The organism is Prevotella sp. KH2C16, assembly GCF_900113305.1.
Lineage (GTDB): Bacteria > Bacteroidota > Bacteroidia > Bacteroidales > Bacteroidaceae > Prevotella.
On sequence record NZ_FOOW01000009.1, the window covers coordinates 24,058 to 50,532 of the forward strand.

The following is a 26,475-nucleotide window of genomic DNA, read 5'->3' on the forward strand; positions in this document are numbered from 1 at the left end:
AACTTATTACTCAAACAATTTCTCCCACTTGCGAAACCTCTCGAGACCTGCTTCTCCGAACTTTGCGAGGCTGCGCTCTGCCTGTGCGACGCTCTTCTCCTCGTCGAGACGAGTCTTGGAATAGAACTTGTCGGCATAGCAGATTACCTTCTCGGCCATCGTCTGCGGGAGGAAGTCCTCGTGCGGAAGCGGAAGGTCCTGACGAACGATGTCTTCCCGGGAGAGTCCTGCTCCCGTATGACGCTCGCAGACCCTGGCATGTGCCGGATAACCCTCGGCTCGCAATAACTCGGCACCCAGCCTGCCATGACGAATATAAGGCTCCGTACCGAAGCATTCTATGGCCGGGGCGTCGCAGAGGAATATCCCGATGTCATGCAGCATGGCGGCTTCTTCCACAAAACGGGCGTCCAATTGCAGTTCCGGATGAGACAAAACAATCTGCGACGCCTTATGCGCCACAGATTGACTATGTGTGATGAGGATATGCCTTAGCGCATTATTCTCAGGATAATACTTGTCTATTATCGCCTGAAAATCCATTTACCGGTTAATCCTTATGCTCTCTTTCGATATAGGCAATCACCTCGCCCTTGTTCACTTTGCTACCCTGCTTGGCGTTAATCTCCACGAGTTTGCCGCCAAGGGCTGCCGGAACCTCGACGAATTCACCCCAGGGAGCCTGGATAAAGCAGAACGCATCGCCCTCCTTGTAGGCTTTCCCTATGAAAGGCTCCACGGCAGGAGCAGCTTCTGCGTCGCCCTGGAATTCCCAGAACAGCTGCCCTTTCACCGGAGCCACGATAGCATCGGCCTTGGCATGCTTGAATGCCGCTGCCTCCTCCAGGCTCACCTGAGCTCCCAGCTTGGCGTCCTTAGCCTTCTGCAGGTCGGCCAGGAAGTTCTTCTTTGCCTGTCCGCTCTTATAGTTGCGATACTGTTCTGGGTGCATGGCAAGCTCGAAGAGCTCCTCGTCGTCCTGCCCGTAGTCCCATCCGTTGTCATCCATCTCCTTGCGGAAATCATCGAGGGCATTAGGTATCAGCGTGTGAGGATCGGCATCGGTGAACTCGCGACCCTGGGCTTTGGCAAGCTCCACGATCTCAGGAGCCAGCTCGCCGGGCACCTTACCCGACTTGCCGAGAATCATGCCCCATACGGAATCGTCCATCATGACATAGCGCCCCTTGCCCTGCTCAAGCGTCAGGAGGTTGAAGAGTGCTATGTTCTTGACATACTGACTGAAAGGAGTTACGAGTGGAGGATAGCCTACCCGGGGCCACACATACGCCACTTCGTCGAACAGTTTGACAAGCATATCGTCGGTGGTAAGCTCCGGCTCACCCTTCTTTTTCTTCAGATTGTTGATTACGCTTTGGATTCCGCCGAGGTCGGCCATCATCGATCCCATCATTCCGCCGGGCAGACCGCAGCCCAGGAGCAAGGAACTCATGAACTTGTTCTGCGGGTTGATGAAGTATCCAAGCCAGTCGTCAATGAACTCCTGGGTAAGGGCACGAGCCTCCATGTAGGCATCCATGTTTATTTCAGGCACCTCGAATCCGGCGTGCTTGAGCATGCTCTGCACAGAGATGACATCCGGATGCACCTTGCCCCACGACAAGGGCTCGATGGCGGTGTCGATGATGTCGGCTCCGTTCTCGCATACTTCGAGCATGGAAGCCATCGAGAGGCCGGGGCCGGAATGACCGTGATACTCGATGAGGATGTCGGGATGATTGGTCTTGATCATCTTCGTGAGCTGGCCGAGGAACGCCGGCTGACCGATGCCGGCCATGTCCTTCAGGCAGATTTCCTCCGCGCCGGCGGCAATCTCCTCGTCGGCGAGACGGCTGTAGTATTCCAGCGTATGTACCGGCGATGTCGTAATGCAGAGTGCTCCCTGCGGAGTCATGCCGGCCTCCTTCGCCCATTGGATGGACGGAGCTATGTTGCGGATGTCGTTCAGGCCGTCGAAGATGCGGGTGATGTCAGTTCCCTGGGCATGCTTCACCTTGTACATGAGCTGACGAACATCGTCGGGCACGGGATACATACGCAGCGCATTCAGGCCGCGGTCGAGCATGTGGGTCTTGATGCCCACCTCGTTGAACGGCTTGCAGAACGCCCGCACGGCATCGTTGGGATTCTCGCCGGCCAGCAGGTTCACCTGCTCGAAGGCTCCGCCATTGGTCTCTACACGGGCGAAACAGCCCATTTCGATAATGACGGGGGCAATGCGCTCCAGCTGATCCTTTCGTGGCTGGAACTTACCAGAGCTCTGCCACATGTCTCTATAGAGGAGACTAAACTGAATTTTCTTTTTCATATCTTTTGCTTTTATTTATTCTGAATATCATCTCTTTCAAGCTGCAAAAATAACTAAAAAAACTCAAATATCACCGCTCAGAATGCTTTTTTTATAAATTATAACTATCTTTGCAGGGAAATAAACCATCAGTATGAACTTCAAACTATCCGCCATCACGGCACTACTGGCCGTTTTCGCCCTCGCTGCCTGCAGCAGCAAGAAGGCCGAGCCGACCCCGACGACGGCAAACAACCTGCCGGAACGAATGAAGGGCGACCGCACCGTCTACGGCCTGGCCTGTGAGGGATGCAGCGACTCGGTCATCGTGCTGCTCCCAGAAGACGGCAGCGATCCCATACGCTATAACTGCGTGCAGGCCAGGCGCAACCATAAGGTGCAGGGAAAAATGAAGATAGGCGACTGGATTGGCATCGTGCCCAATGCTGATAACAGCCGGATTGCCGATTTCGCCGTCGACCTCGACGACCTGAAAGGCATCTGGTGCTATGTGGTTATGCCCAAGTTGAAGGACGCGGACACCATGAGCCGGTCGGCCCAGGCACACGCCATAGCCGCCATGCCGGACTCCGTCAAGAAGACTTATATGATTCCCCGCGAATACGGCTTCTACCTGAAGCGCCAGTGGGTGTGTCAGAGCCTGGGCTATGTAGGCACCCAGAACTCCTTTGAAGACGAGAGCCCCGTCGTCTATCCTCCCCTGAGCTACTTCACGGGATGGCGCATCTGGAACGGGAAGCTCATCACCATCAGCGGAGTTCCCGTCATGGGAAAGGACGAGAACGGGCAATCGGCCATAACCATCAAGAATGAACGGCAGGACACCTGCGACATCGACTATCTCATGGGCGACTCACTGGTATTGAGCAGCGAAGGCATTTCCCGCAGCTACTACCGCAAGAACAGCCTCGACGAAGTAAACAAGAAGGCAAGGACTATCGCCGCCAGACTCTCGGAAAAGGCCAAGAAAGAGGCCGTGAAATAATAGAGACGAATTGCCGCCGCCCTTCACACCGGCCCGGCAGGCATGAATAAAGGGGCTGGAAACGCCCCTTTATTGTTCTTTCCCCATCTTGCAGGATGAGCACCTGCGGCAAGCTGCAGGATTACAAGCGGCGTGTAATCGTGTTACAAACGGCGTGTAATCGTATTACAAGCGGTGTGTAATCGGGTTACACGCCGCTTGTAACATCACCGGCAACGGCCTCCTGTCATGACGGCAACTCCCCGGAACCCGGCATTATGCCGGCTGATGGGTTGCGAATCGCTGTTCGGCCAGCCGTTCATACTTCGTGCCTTTCCGCCCGTAGTTGGCATAGGGATAGATGCTGATGCCCCCGCGAGGCGTGAACAGGCCCGTTACCTCGATATATTTTGGATCCATGAGCCGGATCAAATCATGCATGATGATGTTCACACAGTCCTCATGGAAGTCGCCGTGGTTGCGGAAACTGAAGAGGTAGAGCTTCAGGCTCTTGCTCTCCACCATGCGCTCGCCGGGGATATACATAATGCGAATCTCGGCAAAGTCGGGCTGCCCCGTGATCGGACAGAGGGAAGTGAACTCGGGGCAATTAAACTGCACCCAGTAGTCTTGCTCCGGATGCTTGTTCTGGAAGCTCTCGAGCACCTCGGGAGCATAGTCCATACTGTACTTCGTCCTCGACCCTAACTGCCTCAGGCCTTCATCTTTTCGTTCCATGCCTATAAATTGAAAATCCGCAATACATTATAGCTGATGCCCTCGTCATAGGCATCCTCACCCTCATGATGCTTCAAGGCTTTTACTATGCGGATGGTAAAAGGCAACACCACAATCTCATAGGCCGTCTTGAGAATCACCTGCCAGAACATCAGCACGGGCAGTTCCTCGGCCGGAACCACGCCCGACAAGGCCAGAGGGAAGAAAATAATGGAGTCCAGTCCCTCGCCGGCCACCGTGGAAAGGATGGCACGCAGCGAGAAGTTCCTGCCTTTCGAGGCTATCTTCATCTTACTCATCACGAAGGCATTAGCAAACGAACCTGCGAGGAACGCTATGAAAGAGGCCGCCGCAATGCGGGGAGCCAGTCCGAAAATGGCATGAAATCCGGCATCGTTGGTCCAATACGAGGCTCCAGGAATCCAATCGCACAACGCGCCCAGGGACACGAAGAAGAAGTTCATGGCAAACCCCGTCCATATCAGCAACCGTGCCTTGCGGTATCCCCATACCTCGCACACACAGTCGTTGATGATGTAACTCACCGGAAAGACTATCAAGCCGCCCGTAAGACTGATACTACCTACTGCAATCTGCTTTGTCTCCAATACATTTGCCGCTATCAGGCAAACGCAGAAGAGTATGCTGAAAAGCATAAACAGCACACTCACGCTCTGTTTTTTATTTTCCATATCCTTGTTTTGTTAGAGGGGGTTACCAAGCACCCCTATTATCCAAAATTTTTGCAAAGATAAGCAAAATAATCGATATTCATGCTTCCTTTCAAATAAAAACATTAATTTTGTCGGGAAAACCATCATTAAGAAGAATTGAAAAAATGAAAAGACTACTTTCAACCGTACTGCTTGCCATCGTATTGCTGACGGCACAGGCACAGGAGGTAAACTATACCATCTCAGGTATAGTGCCAGACACAGTAACCAAAGTAACGGTTTATCAAAACGGAAACTTCCGCAGTGGAAACGATCAGGAGGCCAAGGATGGGAAGTTCCAGCTAATGGGAACCGCGCCGATTAACACCTTCTTCACCATTGTGGCAGGAAAAGAAGACATGACCGTGATGACCGACCACATGCCAGTCAGCATCAACTTAAAAGAGCATGTGCTGACAGGATCTGACGAAAACATACAATTCAACGACTTGCAGAAAGCCCTCCGCAAGACAGAAGAGAAAATACAGGCTCTCGTAAAAGAATGGGAAGAAGTGTCAAAAGACCCGTCTGAGACAGGCCAGGCCCGCCAGAAAGCCATCATAGAAGAAGCTGAGACCCTCTCAAGGAGCCAGGTAGAGCAGGTGCTGACCTATGGCAAGGCTCACAAGGCCGACGCAACTCCGGCCTTCTACTTTGGCCTCTACGGAAACAACTTCAACTTCGAGCAACTGGATGAAATGCTTGATAGCAAGGCTGCCTATTATTCCCATCCCATCGTGAAGAACCTCATCGCCATGCGCGATGCCATGGCCAAGCGCCGCAGCGGTCTTCAGTTCACCGACCTCACCATGCAGAACATGGACGGGAAAACCGTCAAGCTAAGCCAGTGGGTCGGCAAGGGGCACTATGCCCTCGTGGATTTCTGGGCCTCGTGGTGCGGTCCCTGCCGACAGGAAATGCCCAATGTGGTGGCTGCCTACAACAAATACCACAAGAGCAAGGGCTTTGAAGTAATAGGGGTTTCCTTCGATAGCAAGGCCGACAGTTGGAAAAAAGCTGTCGAGGAGCTTGGCATGGAGTGGCCGCAGATGAGCGACCTCAAGGGCTGGGGATGCGCTGCCCACGAAGTTTACGGAGTGAATGCTATCCCCGCGAATATCCTCGTAGACCCCAACGGCAAGATTATCGCCAGCGACTTGCGTGGCGAAGGCCTTCTGTCCAAGCTGAAAGAGCTTTACGGAGAATAGAAGACTTCTCGCAAGAAGAAATCACATATCAAGGCGCATCCGGCATTGCCGGGTGCGCCTTTTTGTCTGCGGCAGATAAGGCGGCCGCCTATAGGAAGAAAATTGGCAGAAGCAGGGAGGAGGAATCACTTCACCATATCGTTCAAGTCGACATAGCCATGGGTAACGGCAAATATCGTGAGAGCACTCACGCTCTTCACACCCAGCTTCTCCTGGATGTTCTTACGGTGGGAAATTACCGTGGTGAGACCGATGCAAAGCTCCTCGGCAATCTCCTTGTTGGTCTTGCCTTTCACCAGACAGGCCAGCACTTCTATCTCCCGGTCGCTCAAACGCTTCTTCCGCATACCGTGTGGATGCGGGAAATGGGCACCGTGCGCATGGGCACTCTGCTCCAGCTGGAGCAGCTGCTGGACGAAAACCTTCTCGTTGACGGCCGTACAGAGGCAATGGAAATCAGACAGCTGGGCATTGGGTTCCGTGGAAGTGGTGAGCACAATCGTCTTCCGCCGGTTGTCGAGGAAGAAAGCCCGGTTATTCAAAACGATGCTCATGCTCACGAAGTAATGCATGAAAGTCTCCGGATGATTGCTCTCCAACTCGATAAAGGAGCCGAAAGTAACAACCTCCATCATCGGCAGCACATTCTGCAACAGCGACTTCATGCCGATAGCGGCAAGCACATCCGGATGCACTACAGCCAGACGCGGACACATCTGCATGTCAGGTTTTCTCATTTCCATTGGTGCAAAGATAGAAAATAATCACGAGAAAAAGAAAGGTTTCCGGGAAAATCAACTCCAGGCTCTCTTCGCCCGAAGGAGTCTGCACAATGCCTTATTGTCTCCGTAATGCCTTTTTACGGGCGCAGTCATCGCAAAGCCCCTTCAGCACATAGTTCACGCTCTTGCGCACGAACCCCGCCGGAACGGACACCTCGGGGATGGGCGTATCCCAGAGGCAGAAGGTCTTATGGCAACTTTCACAATAGAAATGCACATGCATGTCCTCATCGTCATCCTCGGCATGACTCATGCAAAGCTCGTATTTCACACAGCCCCCGCCGTCCTCGATGTCATGCACGAGACGGTGCTTGCGGAAAAGTGCCAGGGTGCGGGATATATTCGACTTGTCGATAGACAATATCGAATACTCCAATTCCTTCAGCGAGAGCGGCGTCTTACCTGCCGCAAGGGCACTTGCGATGACGATACGGTTGGCCGTAGGCTTGATGCCGTGCTCCTCGAGAAGGTCTATGATGTGTTTGTCTTCCATGGCAACTACTTAATTCCGTTCCTTTCGAAATACTTTTTGAAGAACAGCAGTTGGTAATCCAGAGAGTTTTCCCAATAGGCAGAGTTGTGCTCACCTGGACGAGTGGTAAAGTCGTGGCTTATCTTACGCCCCAGCAGACGCTCGTGGAGCGACTTATTCACCTCCAGGAAGAAGTCGCCCTCACCGCAGTCGATGATGATAGAGAGGTCTCCATCCTCTATTCTGTCGATCTGATTGACGACGGTGTTCGCGTCCCAGTTCTTCTTGTGCGAAGCATACTCTCCCAAATCATAAGGCAGTTCCCAGTTCCGGGGAAACGGACGGATGTCTACCCCGCCGCTCATGCTGCCGCATGCACCGTAGACCTCCTTATGTCGGAAGGCCAGATAGAGGGCTCCGTGTCCTCCCATGCTCAGCCCTGTAATGGCACGGCCCTTCTTCTCCGGAATGGTGTTATAGGCAGAATCGATGTAGCTTACCAGTTCAGAGCTCATGAAAGTCTCGTATTTATAGTTCTTGCGGACGGGGCTGTCGAAATACCAGGAGTTCAAGGCATCGGGCGTAACGAAGATAAAGCCCAGCCTGTCGGCAATCTCCGGGAGCGTCGGCTTCACCTTCTCAAGGTAATACTTGCAGTTAGCCGAAGCCCCATGAAGCAGGTAGACAACCGGATAATGCACATTCCGTGCCTTGCGCGACGGCGTAGGTGTAACCACAATGGCCTTTATATCCTTGTTCATAACATCGCTATGCACCAGTACGGTATCCACTTTGCCGGCAAAAGAAGAGACAGACAATGCGATGGACAGTACCAAAAGAAGTGATTTTTTCATGTGTATCTATGTAAAATAAGTTTCTATTATACAAAAGTACGATTATTTTCCCAGATACAAAAACTTTGCCCCTTTTTTCCTCTTATTCTAAAAAAATCATTACCTTTGTAGCAGCGTATCCGCCATATAATAATATGTGGCGGCGCACAAGATCAAATATCTAAATATTCGATACATGAAAAGTATTCTTGAAGGACGCCCAGCTTTAGAAAAGGAAGTGGGCCAGATTGCCGAAGTAGCCGGCTACCTGTGGCAGAACGGGTGGGCTGAACGCAACGGAGGAAACATTACCGTGAACATCACAGAGCTTATCGACGACGAAACCCGGTCTCTACCGGCCATCTCAGAGGTAAAGGCCATCGGCGAGATACTGCCTCACCTGAAGGGCAAATACTTCTATTGCAAGGGCACGGGGAAGCGCATGCGCGACCTCGCCCGCCGCCCGATGGAGAACGGTTCGGTGATACGAATCCTCGACGACTGTGCCAGCTATGTCATCATTGCCGACAATCCCGTGCAGCCCACATCGGAATTACCCTCCCATCTCGCCGTGCACAACCGCCTCATAGAGAAGGGAAGCAACTATAAGGCCACCGTTCACACCCATCCGATAGAACTGATTGCCATGAGCCACAACAAGGCCTTCATGGGCAAGGATGTGCTGACCAAGATTCTATGGAGCATGATTCCCGAGACCATAGCCTTCTGTCCCTTAGGGCTCGGCATAGCACCTTACGCCCTTCCGGGTTCCGTGGAACTTGCCAAAGCCACGCTGAAGGAACTTGAAGAGTATGATGTGGTACTCTGGGAGAAGCACGGAGTCTTTGCAAAAGGCCTTGATGTGATGGATGCCTTCGATCAGATCGATGTGCTCTCAAAGAGTGCAAAGATCTATCTCGACGCCAAGTGCATGGGCTTTGAACCGGACGGAATGACCGAGGAACAGATGAAAGAACTCTCGGAAGTATTCCATCTTCCCAAATAAGCATACAGAAAAGGAAAAGCAACGGAAACTACAGAGACGGTTCGGAAGAAGACCGAGAAACAGCTTGAGCATCAAGAAAGGGCAAGAGGCCAAGCTCCTTTCCTCTTTATATAGAATAAGTATCAAGAAAGAAGACCTCCACTGAAGATAATTTTCAATGGAGGCCTTTCTCTTTCCTTTTATGATTTGGAATTATAATAGTTCACTTTCCCCGCCCTCACAGACAGCAGGACATAGAGAAACATCAGCATCGAGATCACCGACAGCATATCCCCGTCCATAACAGAGAGCGTGAGAAAGAGCAATGCCAGCAGTATCAAGGCATGCAGGACTACCTTCCAAGCCACAAGGGCCGCGGTGTTCCTAATCGTCTTCTGAAACATCAGCCCCGGCAGCCGGGTATTCATCTTCAAGGTTGAGGCAATCAGGAAGATGTTCATTGGAATCAGGAAAAGGAGTATTCCGGACGATTGTCCGAGAATGGGAATCCCTATCGAGTCGGCAGCCGGCGGATAATCGCCCCGCATCCCCCTGTAGGAATAATACAGGAAGGTGCCAACAAGGAACACTATATCTGCCAGATTGGCCATGATAAACACGGTCAGCACGCTGCCCGCCTCTATCTCCCCCAACCGCTTCCACTTCTTATATTTGAATACGATAAGGCTCAAGAGTAGTCCGATAGCCAAGGCACACACGCCCATGCCGACATCTTCCACCCGACTGTGAAGCCCATAAGTGGAGCCGTCCGCATTCTGACTGAAGGGAATAGAGTGTGCCCAGATAAGCACAGCCACGCCCACAGCCAGCAATAGGACGGTCAAAACCTTAAGGAACTTCATGCTTGCAATCCGAATTCCCAGTCTTTTTTATCCGCGCTTTGACAGCACCTCCTTCTCATACTGGTCAACCTCGGCAATATAGGCCTCACCTACGGGGGCTCCGTTCTTCAGGTTGTAGTAGTCGAAGACGGCACCGAACGGCAGGGTCTTCAGCTCCTCGAGGAGAGCCAGGCGCTCAAACCAGCAGCCCCCATCCTCATATTTGCACAGGGTGTTGAGCGGTTCCAGCAATGCCTGCAACAAGCTCTTCTGGGCAGCACGAACCCCGATGATATAAGCCCCGATACGGTTGATGGACGCATCGAAATAGTCGAGACCGATGTGGGCACGGTCGAGAGCACCTGCACGCACGAGCTCCGAGAAGAGGTCGCGGGTCTTGTCGTCGAACAGGGTAACATGGTCAGAGTCCCAATGCATCGGGCGGCTCACATGCAGCATCAGCTCCGGCACATAGAGGAGCAGGCTTGAAACCATGTCGGCCACATTCTCCGTCGGCTCATAGTGCCCCGTATCAAGGGTATAGATGACATTGTTCTTCGAGCAATAGCCTGCGTAGAAGTCATGCGAACCCACGGTGTAAGCCTCCATGCCGATGCCGAAGAGCTTGGCTTCCAAACAGGTCTTCATGTCTGGAAGCTGCTCGGCCAGAATCTCGTCGAGGCTCTCCTTCAGAATCTGGCGATAGCGATAGCGCTCCACGGTGTAGTCCTTCAGACCGTCGTGCACCCATATATTCATGATACAAGGGTCTCCCTGATACTTGCCCATGGCGTCGGCGATGCGACGGCAACGCTTCGTATGCTCAATCCAGAAGTCCCTGACGGCCTTGTCGGGGTTGGCAAGCGAGAGATAGCCGCTCTTCGGATGAGAGAAAGAAGTTGAGTTGAAGTCGAGCTTGAAGCCATGCTCCTTGGCCCATTGCATCCATCCCTCGAAATGCTTGGGCTCCACTTCGTCGCGGTCTACGAACTTTCCGCCGAAGTCGCCATAGGTCTCGTGCAGGTTGACACGGAATGTCCCGGCAAGCAGCCCCTGCACTTTCTCGAGATCCTGGCGCACCTCTTCCAAGTTGCGAGCCCGCCCGGGATAGTTGCCCGTCGTCTGAATGCCGCCGCTGAGGGCTTCGTTGCGCTCAAAGCCCACTACATCGTCGGCCTGCCAGCAATGCAGGGATATCGGGGTCTTGCCCAGAGTCTCTATAGCCTTGTCGGTATCTATTCCCAGTTCTGCGTAGCGCTCCTTGGCTACGGCATAGTTTTTCTCAATCTGTTCTGTTGTCATGATTTTAATTATTTAAAGTTGTTCTTAGGTTCAAATCTCTTCATTTCCACGGAATCAGCTATGATTCTGCGCATCGCCCACACATCCCTGACATCGCCTGCGGCCTTTGCCTGGAGCATGATGTTTCCCAGTGCTGTGCCTTCCTGAGGGCCGGCCATGACGGTAACGCCGCATGCGTTGGCCGTGAGTTGGTTGAGATAGTCGTTCTTGGAACCACCCCCTATGATGTGCAGGGTATTGATTTCAAAGGAGGCAAACTCCTTCAGATAGCCGAATATCTCGCCATAACGCCGTGCCAAGGAATCGAAGATGCAGCGGCAGATGGCGGCAGGCCCCTCCGGAACGGGGCTCCCATGCTCTCGGCAATAGGTTTGGATAGCATCGACCATGGAGTCGGGATTGGCAAAGCACGGGTCGTCGGGATTGATGAAGCTGTGGTTTTCGCTTAGCGCCATGGCTTCCTGCTGAAGTTCCTTGTGTCCCTTGTCGCGCACTTCCGGCCATTCCCGCCGGCAACGCTCATAGATCCACATGCCGCAGATATTCTTCAGGAATCGCGTAGTACCCTCGATTCCCCCCTCGTTGGTGAAGTTCAGCTCGTAACTGCGGTCGTTGATGATGGCCTTCGGGCTCTCTATTCCCATCAGGCTCCATGTGCCGGAGCTCAGATAGGCAAAGTGCCTGTCCTTGGCGGGCACGGCTGCCACGGCACTCGCGGTGTCATGTCCCGCCACGGCAATGACGGGTACGGCTCCCAGTCCCGTCAGTTTCTGCACCTCGGGACTAAGGGTGCCCGCCACGGTGGCGGGATTTGTCATTTCGCCGAACCGCTCTCGGCTCAGCCCGATGCTCTTCAGGATATCTTCGTCGAGGTCTTTGGTTACTGGATTCAGCATCTCCGAGGTTGACGCAATGGTATATTCGCAGATTCTCTTTCCCGTCAACAGATAGACCAGGGCATCGGGCATGAAGAGGAAGCCGGCCGCATGCTCAAAGGCAGAATTATGCAATTGGCGCATGGAATAGAGCTGAAAAAGGGAATTGAAGTTCATGAACTGGATGCCCGTGCGGCGGTATACCTCCTCCCTTGGCATCACCTTCGCGAAGTACTTTTCCATCATATCGACCGTGTGGAGGTCGCGATAAGAGAGGGGATTGCGCAGCACCTGTCCGTCCTGGCCGATGCAGACAAAGTCGACGCCCCAGGTGTCAATGCCGATGCTCTGTATCTCTATCTTCTGCTCCTTCACCTTTTTTAGCCCTTTTATAATCTCATGATAGAGGGCAAAGAGATCCCAATAGCAGAAGCCGCCGACCTCGATGATTGGGTTGTCAAAGCGTGTCAGCTCTTCCAGTTCCACCTTGTCCTCGGTCAGTCGGCCGATAATCGTCCGCCCGCTTGTGGCTCCCAGGTCCACCGCAAAAAAGTATTTCATGTGCACTATGTTTATCTAAAATGGTATATATCTTGCAAATATAAAGATAAAAATCAAGAAACCGAAATTTAGGAGAGAATATTTATCCTTCATCCGGATAAAATTTGCGCAACCTTTTCACCGCTTTCTTCCTGACAAAATCGGCGAGATTGTTCGACAAAATCGGCGAGAATGTGGGACAAAATCGCCGATTTTGTCAAACGAAAACATAGAAACCATACTGCCTGATGCCGCTGAATGCCAGCACGCGGAAAAAGAGAAAACGCAATTACGGCCGTTACATGCACCTGGAAGGGATGTAGCGGCCGCAAATATCTATAGGGGCAGGACAACTCTCTGCCGTCAGATACCGGCTCCGAATATCGTTCGGGGGTAATAATACGACCGATAGGAGATGCCTACACGCTTGAGAGTCCACAAGATATTGCCGCTCAGATCGCACACGATGCTGGCCCTTCCCTGGGTAGACCCGAAGAAAAGGAGCTGCTTGTCTTCTAAGAACTGGACATTGCTGCGGTCGCTGGAACTTAATTCTTGCGGCAGCCGGACACTTAAGGTGGCCTTGGCCGTCATGGCGGTGGGGTCTACCTGATAGATAATCGCTCGCGAATGGCCGCTGGTCTTTCCGTTATCGAAACAGAGAATGCGGTCGGGAGAGAGCGGCTCGGCACAGTGGAGGCCGCTCGCCATGTCGGCCTCCGCAAGGCTTACATTTCCATGCGGCCCCACGCGATAGATGACCTTGCCCGTAGACTTGTCTATCTTCCACAGTTCGCTGAGGCGGTTGAAGGTCATATAGAGATCGCCATTGCTATCCCAGTTGACGGAATTGGCATGGATAAAATCATCGGCCATCTTCACCGTATTGATATATTCATTGGCCGCAATAGGATCGAGCGTGTCAAAGCAATCCCATTTCCTCTGAACGACTCCGTCGGTTGAAATAATGGTAAAGCCGTCGCCCCATACCTTATGGGCAGCCGTTCCGCCGATTGACCGCAGGTCAAACTCGCGCACGGAGTTATTGACAAAAATCAGATTTCCATCGGGCATAACCTTGAAGTCGTGATGAGGATAACGGACCGTGCGGTCTGACGGTGTCCAGTTGAGTAGGATGTTGCCGTCAAGATCTATCCTGACGATGCGGGAACAGAGCCTATAGTAGTTCCCCTCATCCATGAATCCCGTCATAAGCAGAATCGAGCGGCTGGCAGGGTCGTATACGGCTGTGCGGATTGCATCGGGAAATTTCTCGTACCACACCACATTGCCCTGCATGTCGCAGAAAGTGATGTATCCGGGAACACTGGCTTCCCACTGAAGTACATAGCCGTCGAGCCGGCCGCCGAGATTGTCGGTAGAAAGAGAGTAAGTTGGGACATCTATTGGCACCTCCTGCGTGGTGAAGGAGTATTCCTTCGAGGAAGGACCCTCGATGACATGGACCTGGAAATAATAATCCGTCGCACCTTTCAGAAAATTCAGCGTAACCTCGCCCTGCGCACCGCTTGTATGGATGTCGGGCGTGGTAACGGCCTTCTCCTTGTGCCCTTGTTCCCAATAGGTAATGCTGAAGGAACAGTCTTCGCTGAACGAAACCGATATCGGGATGCGCAACACATTGCCGGTCTCCGTGCGAGCCGTGATGTGCCTGATGACGATACCACCATCGTCTTTACTGCACGACAACAGGAGGAACAAGATTCCAAACAGGAAAATTAAACTGTATCTACACTTCTTCATTTCCTTGCTTTTAGCGTTTAGTTATTTTTTAATAAATCCATCAAAGGTAACATAATCCCACATTCCATAGTTGCTGTTCTCAGCCATTTTGTCGCCTATGAAGTTAAGATTCTCCACGCTGCAGCAGATGCGGAAAGCTATTTCCCGGCCAAACTGCAGTTGTACGGTCTGCTTCACCTCGCCGTCGATGCTCCACTTGGCAAGATACTTTCCGCCGTTATCAATCAGTTCTATCGAGAAATCATGCCACCCAGGCGTAATACCCGTGTACTCTGAGATGAAAGGAAAGTCCTGCGAGGTCATGCAGGCTGCCATTTCCCCTTTCTTGATGCCATATTTCTGTCGTACCTCGGCTGTTCCCGGGCCTACTTCAAAGTCGAGCTCGTGATGGTCATCACAGTAAATCCACGAACCGATGCTGGAGCGTTCGCCTTCGGCAATCTCGCTGATGAATGTGCGCCAGAAGTATTTGCCGGCAGTATAATGAGTGTCGTAGGTGTGCATCTTCTGCCGATCGGTAGTGAAGGCGCGCGTAAATATAATAAGGTTGCCTCCTGCCAGACTACACTGCGACACGGATGCCGTGTCCTGATGCTCGTATACCCAGCCCTTGATGGTGTCGAAATTCCAGCGCTGATGAATGGTTCCGTCTTTGTCTACCCTAACTTTTGGGTCATCCCCCTTGTCTGCCCACACAGGGAAGGCAGAACAAAGGAGGATGGATATACAAAGCACCTTAAATAAATCAATGCCAATTCTTTTCATACGGACGCATTATTTGAACGGACGAGCCTCAAGGAGGTTTGCATTATTATCGGTCTCACGCTTCGGAATAGGCATATAGCGACGGATATCGTTGGCTTTCAGGTCTGTGGGATAAGGGGCATATTGCTCCTTGTAGAAACCCGGGGTCTTGCCCTCGTTTCTCTCTTTCCACTCGATCTTGGTTTTGATGCCGGCGATATACTTGTCCATCCGGTCTTTCCAAAGACCCATGCGAATGAGGTCGGGACGGCGGACACACTCGTTGTTCAGCTCATAAAGGCGCTCATCGCAGATAGCACTACGCAACGCGTCCTTTGTCGGATAGTCTGCAAGATTCAAATTATGCGAAGTGTTGCCGAAAGCACGCTTGCGGATTCTATTAATCAGCGTGATTGATTCCTGCGACGGGCCGTTGATTTCATTGAGTATCTCTGCCTTGCAAAGGATGATGTCAGCCAGTCGCAGAACCGGCATGTTGTTCGGAGTATCATAGATATACTTCCATGTATTGAGGAACTTGTATTTCTGGGTGAAAGCATAGTTGTTCTCATTCACCGTAATGTAGGTGTGCCCGCCAATCACCTGATTACGACTCATCGTTCCGGTTTTGTCTATTGACGGTGGCATGGTAAAGTATGTTTCCTGTGGCTTATAGACATCCTGATACTCCGTAACCATCAGCTGTGTGAAGCGCTGGTCGGCCCTGTCAAACTGCCAGACCATCTCAAGCGGCAGCTGGAAGAGGTTCCAGCCCATATCATACTCCCAGTCGGTGAACATCAACCCCAAATCCCAAGACCCGGAAGTGATTGTACCGCTGGCCCGCACAGCAAAGATGAGCTCGTCATTATAGATGGTAGCATCACTTGAAGGGTCGAACACATTCCATACCTTTGACTGCAAATTGTATACGGAGCCCTCGAGAGCCAGCACCTTGTCGGCCTGCTCAAGGGCAAGAGCCCACTTCTGTTGAGCCACCTCCTCATTGCCGTTCTGCCGACAACGCCCGGCCTCGCGCATATAAAGACGACAGAGCATGCCGCAGGCTGCACCGTAGGTGGGGCGTCCCGCCTCCGAATTGCTTGCATAGTATCTGGGCAAATCATTGACTGCCGCCTTCAGGTCGGCCTCTATGCGTTCCTCGATGACATCGATATCATCATAAGGAAGACGATCGGAGACATTCACCTTACTTGAAGTTACAAGTGGCACCTGATAGAAAATATCCGTCAGGTTATAGTAAGCAAAGGCGCGCATGAAGTGAGCCTCTGCTATCATCTGGGTCTTGGAATATTCCTCACCGAACACGCCGTCATACATCTCGGAAACATTGTCAAGCACGATGTTGGCACGAGAGGCTATCCGATAGAAACCATCCCATGCCGTTACCAGTTCGTCGCGTGTAGAGATTCCCTCATCATTCATCACCTCGAATACCCATCCGTTGTTATAACAGTCGTCGGTAGACATGTCATTGATATAGAACATCGGAGTGCGATAAATAAGATGCAGCGGAGAGTACATGCTGTTTACCGCGGCCTGAGCATTCTCCCCTGTGGTGAAGGCTGTCTCGTCGGTAAGGTTTGAGTAAACGGTCTCCTCGAGTTTGTCGTTGCAGGCAGTCAGTCCTACCATCATCAGCAACAACGAGAAAAGAATATGTTTGGTTTTCATTATCTTAATGATTTAGAAATTAGAATGTTACTTTCACGCCAGCACTGAACGAGCGATAAGATGGATACGAGTTAAAGTCAAGACCCTGCTGGTAAGCCCTTGCGCCATTTGTGCTGACTTCGGGATCAAAGCCTGAATAATGCGTAAGGGTAAACAGGCGCTGTGCACCGATGTGAATACGGCATCCCTGAATGAAGTTGATGCCCAGCTTCTTCACGGGAACAGAATATCCCAGCTCGATGTTTGAGAGACGAAGGAAGCTTGCATCCTCCACATAGTGGCTGTTTACATAAGAACCGTACTGCAAGCCTCCGTCCTTTTTCCATGTGCCATGGATGACATTGGTAGAAGGATTCTCCTTTGTCCATCTATCCTTGCAGATTGTCAGGCGATCGTTGTCCTCAAGGAGAACCGTAGTGAGATTTAGCAAGTCATAGCCAAGTGAGGCATCGAAGAAGAAGGAAAAGTCAAAGTCCTTATAACGGAAGTTATTCCCCCATCCGATGGTAATATCCGGAGTACCTTTACCTATCTGCTTGCGGTCGGCCGATGTGATGAGCCCGTCATTGTCAAGGTCTTTGAACTTGGGATCGCCCGGCTGGGACTTCGGTTGAGCACTGTAGGTCTCGCCTTCCTGAATAATACCATCCCATTCATAACCATAGATAGAACTCAAGGGAAGCCCTTCCTTGATTTGCATATACTCTTCATAGTTATAGGTTCCATGAGGACGAATGGTGTAATAAGTCGGGCTCTCGATAGAAAGGACTTTGTTCTTGTTCTGCGCCAAGTTCAGTGTTGTCTGCCAACTGAAGTCCTTAGTTGCAAAGGCATTATACTTCACATACAGTTCCCATCCGCGATTCTGCAGCGAACCGTTGTTGCCAGTGGTGGTAGTGAGACCACCAGTTGACGATGAGATATTTATTTCATTCAAAAGGTCAGTAGTCTTTTTGTTATACCAGTCAAATGTAAGTTCAAGCTTATTGTTCAGAATGCTCATATCGAGACCCAAGTCGAGCTGTGCCGTTGTTTCCCAACGAAGCAGGAGGTTGCCTGCATTTGACGGATACATTCCTTTCACGATGTCCGTACCGCCAAGATATACATTCTCGAATGAATACATACGCTGCGATTTATAGCTGCCGATACCGTCATTGCCCGATGTACCATAGCTTGCACGCAGTTTCAGGCGCGAAACCGTTGGCTTAATAAACTCCATGAACTTCTCATCTCCGAGCTGCCAGCCCAGAGAAACAGACGGGAAGTAACCCCACTTGTTGTCAGCGCCGAAGTTTGACGCACCGTCGGCACGCAGGCTTGCATTGATGATGTATTTATTCAGCAACACATATTCCGCACGGCTGAAGAAAGACACATTCGTCTTGATGGAACGAGCTGTGGCAATCGCCTCAATGGTGCTTGCCGTTCCCATATTATAATATCTAAAGGCATCCGTCGTAAAGCCATGGGCCCACATACCCATATACTCGTAGTCGTTCTTCTGATAGCTTGCACCTGCGATAATCTTCAGGTCATGCTTGTCGGCAAAGTTCTTATGGAAAGTGAGCAGACCCTCAAGCTGCTGATAGTTGACATGCTCATCCTCTATTTCTGCCTTGCCTTTATAACCTGCACCAAGAAGAGTCTCGCGATTGTAATATTTTGAGTACTTGTCTGTCTCGTTAGAGAATGAATACTGGGCACGCGCCGTCAGATAGGGAAGGACATCAGCTTCCGCAAAGAGAGTGATATAAGAGTTTGAAACGGCCGTATTGAAATCCTTATTCTGGATTTCAAAATAAACAGTCTCCTTGCGGTCAGGCTCTCCGAACACATTGAGTCCCTCGTCAGACATCGTACGCGTCGGATCAGCCATGAACATCCAATAGAGAACATTGTCGGTAGAAGCGCTGTTACCCATGTTCAGGTAGGTCTTCTTGGTCTTTGCCATATACGCATTAACACCGGCTCGGAACCAGTCGGTAATAGTATAGTCGACATTCAGTCGACCACTAAGGCGCTTGAATGAAGTGTTGGGCAGAATACCCTCGTCATCCACATAGACCAGCGTCGTGGCAGCCTTCAGGCGCTTTGAACCTCCCGTGATAGCTACGGCATGAGCCTGCGTGGAAGCATTACGGGTCATCTCCTTCACCCAGTCGGTGCCAGCTCCTTTATATTGAAGCTGCGTGTCGGTATAAGGAGCTGCGCCAGATGCACCATTCTGTCTCCACACATCCATCTTGTGCTGAATCTCATCCTGAGCATTCATCAGATTCCAAGGGTTAATAAGAGTTTTCGTAGAGATGTCGTATGAATAGTCAACAGTAAACTTGTTTTCGCTTCCTTTGCGAGTCGTAATGATAACAACACCGTTGGCTCCCCGGGCACCATAGATGGCCGTGGCAGCAGCATCCTTCAGAATCTCCATTGAAGCTATATCCTCTGGGCTTATTTGGTTGCCTGCTGAGCACTGGATACCATCAATTACATAGAGAGGCTCATTGTTTGAACTGATGGAAGAGGCACCACGGATGCGTACTGCGATATTTCCTCCTGGCTCAAGGGAACCTTGACGAACCTGCACACCAGCAGCGCGTCCCTTTATCATTTGAGCCGTGTTGGTAATGATACCGGCCTTCACATCATCAGCTTTAATCTGTGAGATTGCACCAGCAAGGTCGCGCTTTTTGGTAACACCATAGCCCACAACCACGAGGTCTTCGAGTTCCTGCGTCTTATCTTCCAGTACGAAAGTCAGCGGACCTGCCCCTGGAACTACCTTCTGTTCTACTGTGGTCATACCGAGATACGATACTACTATGGTTTGTCCCGGCGTTGCCTGCACGGAAAACTTTCCATCGGAGTCAGTAACAGTTCCCACTTTCGTGCCCTTCACTTGGACGACGGCGCCCACGATAGGGCTGTCGTCATTGGCATAAGACACAGAACCTTTTACTACATTCTGTGCCATAGCTGGTGTTACAAACATTGCAACCACCAGCAACAACATTACTTTCTTTAGAAATTGTTTCATAAAAGCTATATGGATTTTTATTTTAAAATTGTTTCTTATTTGAAAACCTTTCTGCCGTTGACGATATAAACACCCTTCCTCATATCTTTTACCTTACGGCCCGAGAGATCATAAGCCTGATTGATTTTGGACAAGGATGAGATACCAGGTATCTTGGTTGCCTCAAGCGGTTTGCCCCATACCTGAAGTTCATAAATGCCTACACCATATCCCGTGTCGGCAATCCAGTCCTTGGTAGTGAATACAACTACATAACGGGCTTTTTTGATTTCTGTCAGAGGATACTTATGGGTCTCACCTTTAGCTGCGGTGATGCCAAGGTCGTGATAGTTGCTTGATGCTATAACTTCACCGATGTTTCCGGGAACGGCTTCCTCCTTACCAGCCTCAGCCTTCACCTTACTCACCACATCCTCATCGTTGGTGAGACATACATAGTAGATATTTGCCGTCTCTGCCCAGTAGATATCAACTTCCTTGATATCACGCTCTTGGCCGAGGTCTACGATCACCCAATGTTTAGTCCACTGATTCTCATATTCCTTGGGATCACAGGAGAGCCATTTCGTCTCAAAATCATTGTCGTTTATCCTGCCCGTATGGAACCAGTCATTGGTAGTAAGGTCGCCCCTGACCACCACCTCCCCATAGTCAGGAAGAGCATAGTTCACGAGATTCTGCGCCATTGAGGACATTGGCGCACTCATGGCAACTACTGTCAAAAGAGTAAAGATTGTCGTTTTCATAATGATAGCCGTTTTTTAATATATCATCTTTTTATTATTAATAATGTAAAGCTCACCTTTTTGAGGATTGTCCACTTTGCAACCCTGAAGATTGTAGATGACGGTTTGTTCCGGAAAACTTATATTCTGGATGCTGGTAGCATCCTCATGATTCGTGAATGACACCCAGTCAAACATGCCATAGTTCCTATGAACGGGAATAAAGTCTCCTATAAAACTTAGGTTCTCAACGCTGCAATAGATATAAAATGCTTTTTCATCACCATATCTCAGCGACTGTTTCTGTTTTTCCTCGCCGTCTATCAGCCAATGTACCTCATAGCTGCCTCTTACATCCTTCAGCTCAATAGTAAACACATGCCAGCCAGGAGTAATAGCCGTATAGCCAGAGACATAAGGAAAACCTTGTGAAGTCATACACGCCACCAACTCACCTTCCTGAATGCCATACTGCTCCCGGATAGCGGAAGTTCCCGGGCCAACCTCAAAGTCTATCTCATGCTGCTCATCACAATATATCCATGAGCCGATACTGGTCTGTTCGCCCGCGGCTATATTGCTGATATAGGTGCGCCAGCTGTAACGGCCGAAAGTATATATCTTGTCCTTAGTATGCATCTTCTGCCTGTCTCGCGTATTGGCGCGGGTATAGATGTAGAGGTTGCCCGCATTGGCACTGCACTGCGAGACGGGTGCATCATCCTGATGTTCATAAACCCATCCGTCAAGGGTGTTGAACTCCCACTGTATGCTTGATATTCCATCCGCCTTAACACTATTGCGTGCCGTCAATGCCATTAGAGCCAAGATAAACAATAAAGCTTTTTTCATAAATGTTGGCTTAAAGTAGTTTAAGATTGATGCAAAATTACATAACCATTGTTAATAATTTGAGAAAATTTGTACTAAATATGTTCGAAAACATCCAAAAATAGAAAAAAGTACCATTAACTCGAGAATTATTTCATCGTTTTGGATGTAGAATTGGATTTTTTCGTAACTTTGAAATAAAATATCTTCCGATGAACAAACACCTGTTACTGCTCGTAATTCTGTTTCCGTTACTTTCAGCAAGTATCATGAAAGCGGAGAATTACTATTACATAAAAACCGTCAGTACATCAGAAGGCCTGTCGCAACCCAATATAACATGTATTCATACGGACAGGAAAGGAGCCGTTTGGATAGGCACCCGCTACGGGCTAAATGCCTATAGGACCAACAGCGTTCACTCCTATATAGACCGGGGACAGGAGCTACGGCCCATCCATGGGAATTTCATCAACTGCATCTTCGAGGATTCCAAGAATATCCTCTGGGTGGGCTCAACGGCATCGCTCTCGCAACTCGACCGAAAGAGCGACTCCTTCACGGAGAACCTATCCAAGCCGATCTACTCTATCACAGAAGTTGGCAGTTCCGTATATTTCGGCAGCAAGGGAAAGATCTATCGCTACGACGAGACAACCCGGAGATTCTCTGAAATAGAAATTAATGTGGGAGCCGCCCGCAATGACATCGTGGTGTATATGTGCCCGCTTGGAAAAACCTCCATCCTTGTGGTAATGAAACACGGGAGAATATTCAAACTCGACACCTCCAAAGCAAAACTCCAAGGGACAGCCTTCAGCTATCGTGCTGACTGTATCTTCCTCTCCGGATGTAAAACCAAGAGCGGCCGGATATTCCTTTCCATATACCGCGAGGGACTTATCGAAATATCTCCCCAGGGGAAAATACTGCATACCTACACACAGGCAAACTCCAAGCTAACCCACAACATCATTCTCTCCCTCAACGAGGTCAATGGGGCTCTATGGATGGCAACCGACGGGGGAGGAATATGCGTGCTCGACTTCGCCGGCAACAACATTTCCCTATTGAATGAGATAGAAGAATACAAGCACATAGAACTGCCCAGCAAGTCATTTACCGCCGTATCACAGGATAACAACAAGACGATATGGTTAGGCACGGTACGACATGGGGCGGTCGCACTGAAGAATACTTCCGTCAAACAATATCGTGCCGTCCCGTTTGGAAGCCCTAACGGACTGAGCAATGCCACGGTTCTCTGTTTCATCAGAAACGCGGACAACAGCCTTTGGATAGGTACAGACGGGGGCGGGGTGGACTATTACGATGCTAAAAGAGATCTCTTCATCCACTTTCGCCAAACCAATGGACTTAAAATCTCCTCCATCTGCAATTTTGACGCAGGGCATCTTCTACTGTCCGTGTATTGCCGGGGGCTCATGCTCTTTGACAAGAAGCGGGGAACCGTTGAGCCTTTCCTGCTTCTCGACAAGGAAACCAACGACTACGAAAACCATTCCGGCTATAGTCCCATGCTCTACCATTCGCCCGATAACCGAGTGTTCATCTTCGGGGAGAAAGCCTATGTCTATAATCCCGGCAGCCGCAAGTATGAATTCCTCCACGGTTGTGAGAACATGGACCTTAGTGAAATGAAAATCTTTGCCATAGACCGTAATTCCTATCTCGTATACAGCAAGCACTCCGTTTTTGCCATAGACGCCAAGACCAACATCCTCCGTTGCATCTATGAATATGCAGAAGACGAAATAAACACCGCCGCCCTGTTATCCGGCAAAGTGTGGATAGGCACCAATTCGGGCATCATCGTCATTGACCTGAAAACCGGGAAGGACACCCGATACCAGAGCCAGCTCTATCGGCGCATAACCCAGATGGTACCCGTGAATGGCAGGAGCCTCTGGATCGGGGCAGACAATGGGCTCTTCTGCTATCCCGACGGCAACGGGAAATGTGAGATTATCGACGAGAGCGACGGATTCTCTGCAGACGAAATCATCTCCGTAGACGGATCACTCACGGGCACCGACGGCATTCTCTATCTCGGAGGCACCCAGGGATTAAGCCGGATAGACTTGGGGAAAACGCTTAATAGCACCGACACATCTAAGATAGAACTCTTCAATGTGCTGCTCGACGGAGCAAACGCCACGCTGAAGGACGGAATTTCCCTCGAAGCCCCGTGGGACTATTCCTCCGTGGTCATCAGGGTGATGCTCAACGGCGACAATGCCTTCCGCAAGATATTGTATAAGTATATCATAAAAGGCCAGACCACCTCGGAGATAGAATCCTACAGCAACGAACTCTCACTGCCGAAGCTTCAGGCAGACACCTATGAGATTTATGTGGCCTATCTCATGAAGGACGGACGCTGGAGCCAGCCCGTGAAGATCCTGAACCTCAAGGTCCGACAGGCATGGTACCGTTCGCCGCTGGTCTATCTTCTCATCCTCCTGCTAATTGCCTTCGTGGTATTCCGCCACTATCGAAACCTACGCCGCAAAGCAAACAATCTCGAGGAGAGGGAAAAAGAAAGGCTTCGTGTCATTAGCCTCGGCGATCCGGCCAACATTTCGGAGAGCGAACTCAGCATCAGCGACGAGCAATTCATGATGAAATTCCAGAAAATAGTCAATGAGAACATGGGGAAACCTGATTTTGGAGTACATGACATTTACTCCGAGATGGCTATGAGCCGCTCTTCCTTCTATACCAAATTCAACTCTATCACCGGCATCGGGGCAAAGGAATATGTCAACAAGATGAAAATCCAGCGTGCCTGCGAGTACCTGAAGACCACCGATCTGCAGATAGGCCTGATAGCAGAGAAAACGGGATTCTCCACCCAGCGCTACTTCAGCAACAGCTTCAAGCACCTCATGAACATGACCCCGCGTGAATATCGTGCTCAGTCAAAGGTACACGAGTCATGACATTGATATGGTATTCGTAACCTTCTTGCCGCTCTCCGCCTGACAAAATCGGCGAGATTATACGACAAAATCGCCGAAATCATGGGACAAAATCGGCGATTTTGTCAACAAGAAGACGGCCTTTAGGAAAACAGGGAGGTGCCGCCTGCAGCCATTCCGATCGTCAAGAGGTTCTCCTCCAGCTTGCTTCCTGATGCCAAGACTGCGGGAACGACAAGGCTCCGGCTGTTTCCAGCCGGAGCCTTGTGATACTGAGCGGACATGTTTCTGTAGCCCTACCGCTCTCCCGCAAGGGCAATTCTTATCCCAACACGCGGGAGATGCCGCGGTTATTCGTCAGGCTGCTGCCCGTCGTGAGCCTTCCACATGCATTCCGTAACCTGCATGTCGGAGAACTTGGCCTTGAAGGAAGACTCCTCGGGAGAGCAGGCGTAGATGCCGAAACGAATCTTATCCGTGGCGGCGGCCATATGGCAGACGCGCATCTGACTGAACTTCTTGCCGTCGGTGGAGCACTCGATGCAGAAGTCGTCGGCGCGACGGCTCAGGCGATACCACATCACCTTCACATCGGCAGGTATGGCCGTGGTGGCCCAGTCGGAGTATCCCTGATTGGTGCAGACGCTTCCGAGGTGCTGGAATTCCGGGTTCTCATATTCCACGGAGCCCTTCAGCCAGTTCTCGCTGTCGAGGTAAAGCACCACGCCACATTGGTCGAAGCGGTGATGGCTGCCCGTGAAGTCGGTGCGGACAACGAAGCTGAAGTATTGCTCAGCCGTCGAAATCTGGAACACGGGCGCGTTGTCGTTGCGGAAATGATAGTAGGTGCGCTGCCAGAGGTCGGTCTTCGGGCGCGTAACCACCTCGAGGGTGTCGCCGTTGAGGGTGTAGCTCTGCGGCTGGCGAGTCCACTCGAAGCTGCGCAGGTCGAGCTTGGCACCCTTCTTTAGGATGTCTTTTACGATGTCGGCGTCATCTTTCGAGTCTGCCTTCGTAGCCTGATTCGTGCAGGCAACCGTGCCCAACAGAGCGAGGCACACAAATAAAATACCCTTCTTCATTATACAAAGTGTTTGTAATTATCCGTTTCCGCCCTCCCCCGCAGGGAGGGCTGGAAAGCGGCTTAGATAATGCTGGTCTTCCTGGTCCACTCCAGAATCTCGGGAATATACCCGAAGGCAAGCCCCGTAACGGTGTCGGCGCAACCATAATAGACGGCCACGCGCCCGGTTTCGGGGTCGTGAACCTCGGCACAGGGGAAGCATACATTGGGCACATCGCCCGTGAGCTCATAGGGCTTCTGCGGCGAGATGAGGTAGGGGCCGGAGCGGTAGATGGGCTTCCAGGGCTGCTCCAGGTCGAGCAGGGCCGAGCCGAAGCTGTAGACATAGCCGTTGCAGGAGCGCAGAACGCCATGGTAAAAGAGCAGCCAGCCTTCCGAAGTCTCGATGGGGATGGGGCCTGCGCCGATCTTCATGCACTGCCATGCGCTCACTTCAAATGCCGCCGGAGACATCACATGGCGGTGGCGACCCCAGAATTCGAGGTCGGGGCTCTCGCTGTAGAATATGTCGCCGAAGGGCGTATGACCCGTGTCAGAAGGACGGGAAAGCATGGCGAAGTTTCCGTTTATCTTCTTCGGGAACATCACGCCGTTGCGGTTATAGGGCAGGAAAGCGTTCTCCAGCTGATGGAAAGTCTGGAAATCGTCCGTCCAGGCCACGCCGATTGTGGGGCCGTGATAGCCGTTGCACCAGGTTACATACCAGCGGTCGTCTATCTTGCAGACGCGGGGGTCATAGCCGTAGACCCACTGCCCGATCTCTTCGTTGTCGCACTGGAAGCGCAGAGGTTCCTCGTTGATGTTCCAGTTGACGCCGTCCTTCGAGAAGCCTACATGCAGCACCATGCGGCGATTGGTGTCGTCGCAGCGGAAAACACCTGCATAGCCGTCCTTGAAAGGCACCACGGCACTGTTGAAGATGCTGTTGCTCGTGGGCAGGAGGTCGCGCGGGATGATGGGGTTTTGGCTGCAGCGCCACATCACATTCTTGCAGTCAGCCGGGCGTTCTTCCCACGGCATATTGGGCAGAGGCTGCCCCTGGATAATCAGTTTACTCATGTCAAGTC

At 51.2% G+C, this 26,475-nt stretch carries 22 protein-coding genes; 4 read left to right on the forward strand and 18 right to left on the reverse strand.

What is annotated here, in order from left to right; genetic code table 11:
* Positions 1-6: 6 nt before the first annotated feature.
* Both BM114_RS07710 and BM114_RS07715 read right to left on the reverse strand, forming a co-directional pair.
* The gene (locus BM114_RS07710; RefSeq protein WP_092112119.1) at positions 7-543 is read right to left on the reverse strand and encodes an HDIG domain-containing metalloprotein; all 537 of its coding nucleotides are present in this window, start codon (positions 541-543) and stop codon (positions 7-9) included.
* Between the two features lie 7 nt (positions 544-550).
* Positions 551-2,329, reverse strand: a complete 1,779-nt coding sequence (locus BM114_RS07715; RefSeq protein ID WP_092112121.1) for a biotin/lipoyl-binding protein — start codon at positions 2,327-2,329, stop codon at positions 551-553.
* 133 nt (positions 2,330-2,462) lie between these two features.
* On the opposite strand from BM114_RS07715, the gene BM114_RS07720 reads away from it, so the two are divergent.
* Complete coding sequence (locus BM114_RS07720) at positions 2,463-3,314, forward strand: lipocalin-like domain-containing protein (RefSeq protein ID WP_092112123.1); 852 nt, start codon at positions 2,463-2,465, stop codon at positions 3,312-3,314.
* 255 nt (positions 3,315-3,569) lie between these two features.
* Here the strand turns inward: BM114_RS07720 and queF are convergent, their stop codons facing one another.
* Together queF and BM114_RS07730 are read right to left on the reverse strand one after the other, a co-directional pair.
* A complete protein-coding gene (gene queF / locus BM114_RS07725; RefSeq protein ID WP_092112124.1) occupies positions 3,570-4,031 on the reverse strand; it encodes a preQ(1) synthase in 462 nt (153 codons plus the stop codon).
* 2 nt (positions 4,032-4,033) lie between these two features.
* Entirely contained in the window at positions 4,034-4,723 is a 690-nt protein-coding gene (locus BM114_RS07730; RefSeq protein WP_092112127.1) for a queuosine precursor transporter, read from the reverse strand.
* 146 nt (positions 4,724-4,869) lie between these two features.
* On the opposite strand from BM114_RS07730, the gene BM114_RS07735 reads away from it, so the two are divergent.
* Complete coding sequence (locus tag BM114_RS07735) at positions 4,870-5,952, forward strand: TlpA family protein disulfide reductase (RefSeq protein WP_092112129.1); 1,083 nt, start codon at positions 4,870-4,872, stop codon at positions 5,950-5,952.
* Between the two features lie 125 nt (positions 5,953-6,077).
* Here the strand turns inward: BM114_RS07735 and BM114_RS07740 are convergent, their stop codons facing one another.
* From BM114_RS07740 to BM114_RS07750, 3 genes are all read right to left on the reverse strand, one after another.
* The gene (locus BM114_RS07740) at positions 6,078-6,689 is read right to left on the reverse strand and encodes a response regulator transcription factor (protein ID WP_369808411.1); all 612 of its coding nucleotides are present in this window, start codon (positions 6,687-6,689) and stop codon (positions 6,078-6,080) included.
* 100 nt (positions 6,690-6,789) lie between these two features.
* Positions 6,790-7,227: a Fur family transcriptional regulator gene (locus BM114_RS07745; RefSeq protein ID WP_092112133.1), complete on the reverse strand. Its 438-nt coding sequence runs from the start codon at positions 7,225-7,227 to the stop codon at positions 6,790-6,792.
* Between the two features lie 5 nt (positions 7,228-7,232).
* Positions 7,233-8,060, reverse strand: coding sequence for an alpha/beta hydrolase (locus tag BM114_RS07750; protein WP_092112135.1), 828 nt, complete (start codon positions 8,058-8,060; stop codon positions 7,233-7,235).
* Positions 8,061-8,235: 175 nt separating this feature from the next.
* Between BM114_RS07750 and rhaD the strand changes: the two genes are divergently transcribed.
* Entirely contained in the window at positions 8,236-9,045 is an 810-nt protein-coding gene (rhaD, locus tag BM114_RS07755) for a rhamnulose-1-phosphate aldolase (protein ID WP_092112256.1), read from the forward strand.
* A gap of 179 nt (positions 9,046-9,224) precedes the next feature.
* Here rhaD and BM114_RS07760 read toward each other — a convergent pair whose 3' ends face one another.
* From BM114_RS07760 to BM114_RS07800, 9 genes are all read right to left on the reverse strand, one after another.
* Complete coding sequence (locus BM114_RS07760; RefSeq protein WP_092112137.1) at positions 9,225-9,887, reverse strand: hypothetical protein; 663 nt, start codon at positions 9,885-9,887, stop codon at positions 9,225-9,227.
* A gap of 27 nt (positions 9,888-9,914) precedes the next feature.
* Positions 9,915-11,168, reverse strand: coding sequence for an L-rhamnose isomerase (locus BM114_RS07765; protein ID WP_092112139.1), 1,254 nt, complete (start codon positions 11,166-11,168; stop codon positions 9,915-9,917).
* An 8-nt stretch (positions 11,169-11,176) separates the two neighbouring features.
* Positions 11,177-12,604 (reverse strand): rhamnulokinase, encoded by a 1,428-nt coding sequence (locus tag BM114_RS07770; protein ID WP_092112140.1) that lies wholly within the window; start codon positions 12,602-12,604, stop codon positions 11,177-11,179.
* A gap of 342 nt (positions 12,605-12,946) precedes the next feature.
* Positions 12,947-14,347 (reverse strand): aryl-sulfate sulfotransferase, encoded by a 1,401-nt coding sequence (locus BM114_RS07775; RefSeq protein ID WP_092112142.1) that lies wholly within the window; start codon positions 14,345-14,347, stop codon positions 12,947-12,949.
* A 21-nt stretch (positions 14,348-14,368) separates the two neighbouring features.
* Positions 14,369-15,112 (reverse strand): hypothetical protein, encoded by a 744-nt coding sequence (locus BM114_RS07780; RefSeq protein ID WP_143089287.1) that lies wholly within the window; start codon positions 15,110-15,112, stop codon positions 14,369-14,371.
* A 9-nt stretch (positions 15,113-15,121) separates the two neighbouring features.
* The gene (locus BM114_RS07785) at positions 15,122-16,786 is read right to left on the reverse strand and encodes a RagB/SusD family nutrient uptake outer membrane protein (protein ID WP_092112146.1); all 1,665 of its coding nucleotides are present in this window, start codon (positions 16,784-16,786) and stop codon (positions 15,122-15,124) included.
* 19 nt (positions 16,787-16,805) lie between these two features.
* The gene (locus tag BM114_RS07790) at positions 16,806-19,826 is read right to left on the reverse strand and encodes a SusC/RagA family TonB-linked outer membrane protein (protein WP_092112148.1); all 3,021 of its coding nucleotides are present in this window, start codon (positions 19,824-19,826) and stop codon (positions 16,806-16,808) included.
* Positions 19,827-19,861: 35 nt separating this feature from the next.
* Entirely contained in the window at positions 19,862-20,572 is a 711-nt protein-coding gene (locus BM114_RS07795; RefSeq protein ID WP_143089288.1) for a discoidin domain-containing protein, read from the reverse strand.
* A 15-nt stretch (positions 20,573-20,587) separates the two neighbouring features.
* Entirely contained in the window at positions 20,588-21,403 is an 816-nt protein-coding gene (locus BM114_RS07800; RefSeq protein WP_143089289.1) for a hypothetical protein, read from the reverse strand.
* A gap of 191 nt (positions 21,404-21,594) precedes the next feature.
* Between BM114_RS07800 and BM114_RS07805 the strand changes: the two genes are divergently transcribed.
* The gene (locus BM114_RS07805; protein ID WP_092112154.1) at positions 21,595-24,345 is read left to right on the forward strand and encodes an AraC family transcriptional regulator; all 2,751 of its coding nucleotides are present in this window, start codon (positions 21,595-21,597) and stop codon (positions 24,343-24,345) included.
* 329 nt (positions 24,346-24,674) lie between these two features.
* Here the strand turns inward: BM114_RS07805 and BM114_RS07810 are convergent, their stop codons facing one another.
* Together BM114_RS07810 and BM114_RS07815 are read right to left on the reverse strand one after the other, a co-directional pair.
* Positions 24,675-25,406, reverse strand: a complete 732-nt coding sequence (locus BM114_RS07810; RefSeq protein WP_092112156.1) for a DUF1349 domain-containing protein — start codon at positions 25,404-25,406, stop codon at positions 24,675-24,677.
* Between the two features lie 62 nt (positions 25,407-25,468).
* Positions 25,469-26,467, reverse strand: coding sequence for a glycoside hydrolase family 130 protein (locus tag BM114_RS07815; RefSeq protein ID WP_092112158.1), 999 nt, complete (start codon positions 26,465-26,467; stop codon positions 25,469-25,471).
* Positions 26,468-26,475 lie beyond the last annotated feature (8 nt).

Bases quoted from the DNA above. Each gene is read 5' to 3' on its own strand.
- BM114_RS07710 (WP_092112119.1), bottom strand. From the start codon at position 543: ATGGATTTTCAGGCGATAATAGACAAGTATTATCCTGAGAATAATGCG.
- BM114_RS07715 (WP_092112121.1), bottom strand. From the start codon at position 2,329: ATGAAAAAGAAAATTCAGTTTAGTCTCCTCTATAGAGACATGTGGCAG.
- BM114_RS07720 (WP_092112123.1), top strand. From the start codon at position 2,463: ATGAACTTCAAACTATCCGCCATCACGGCACTACTGGCCGTTTTCGCC.
- queF (WP_092112124.1), bottom strand. From the start codon at position 4,031: ATGGAACGAAAAGATGAAGGCCTGAGGCAGTTAGGGTCGAGGACGAAG.
- BM114_RS07730 (WP_092112127.1), bottom strand. From the start codon at position 4,723: ATGGAAAATAAAAAACAGAGCGTGAGTGTGCTGTTTATGCTTTTCAGC.
- BM114_RS07735 (WP_092112129.1), top strand. From the start codon at position 4,870: ATGAAAAGACTACTTTCAACCGTACTGCTTGCCATCGTATTGCTGACG.
- BM114_RS07740 (WP_369808411.1), bottom strand. From the start codon at position 6,689: ATGAGAAAACCTGACATGCAGATGTGTCCGCGTCTGGCTGTAGTGCAT.
- BM114_RS07745 (WP_092112133.1), bottom strand. From the start codon at position 7,227: ATGGAAGACAAACACATCATAGACCTTCTCGAGGAGCACGGCATCAAG.
- BM114_RS07750 (WP_092112135.1), bottom strand. From the start codon at position 8,060: ATGAAAAAATCACTTCTTTTGGTACTGTCCATCGCATTGTCTGTCTCT.
- rhaD (WP_092112256.1), top strand. From the start codon at position 8,236: ATGAAAAGTATTCTTGAAGGACGCCCAGCTTTAGAAAAGGAAGTGGGC.
- BM114_RS07760 (WP_092112137.1), bottom strand. From the start codon at position 9,887: ATGAAGTTCCTTAAGGTTTTGACCGTCCTATTGCTGGCTGTGGGCGTG.
- BM114_RS07765 (WP_092112139.1), bottom strand. From the start codon at position 11,168: ATGACAACAGAACAGATTGAGAAAAACTATGCCGTAGCCAAGGAGCGC.
- BM114_RS07770 (WP_092112140.1), bottom strand. From the start codon at position 12,604: ATGAAATACTTTTTTGCGGTGGACCTGGGAGCCACAAGCGGGCGGACG.
- BM114_RS07775 (WP_092112142.1), bottom strand. From the start codon at position 14,347: ATGAAGAAGTGTAGATACAGTTTAATTTTCCTGTTTGGAATCTTGTTC.
- BM114_RS07780 (WP_143089287.1), bottom strand. From the start codon at position 15,112: ATGAAAAGAATTGGCATTGATTTATTTAAGGTGCTTTGTATATCCATC.
- BM114_RS07785 (WP_092112146.1), bottom strand. From the start codon at position 16,786: ATGAAAACCAAACATATTCTTTTCTCGTTGTTGCTGATGATGGTAGGA.
- BM114_RS07790 (WP_092112148.1), bottom strand. From the start codon at position 19,826: ATGAAACAATTTCTAAAGAAAGTAATGTTGTTGCTGGTGGTTGCAATG.
- BM114_RS07795 (WP_143089288.1), bottom strand. From the start codon at position 20,572: ATGAAAACGACAATCTTTACTCTTTTGACAGTAGTTGCCATGAGTGCG.
- BM114_RS07800 (WP_143089289.1), bottom strand. From the start codon at position 21,403: ATGAAAAAAGCTTTATTGTTTATCTTGGCTCTAATGGCATTGACGGCA.
- BM114_RS07805 (WP_092112154.1), top strand. From the start codon at position 21,595: ATGAACAAACACCTGTTACTGCTCGTAATTCTGTTTCCGTTACTTTCA.
- BM114_RS07810 (WP_092112156.1), bottom strand. From the start codon at position 25,406: ATGAAGAAGGGTATTTTATTTGTGTGCCTCGCTCTGTTGGGCACGGTT.
- BM114_RS07815 (WP_092112158.1), bottom strand. From the start codon at position 26,467: ATGAGTAAACTGATTATCCAGGGGCAGCCTCTGCCCAATATGCCGTGG.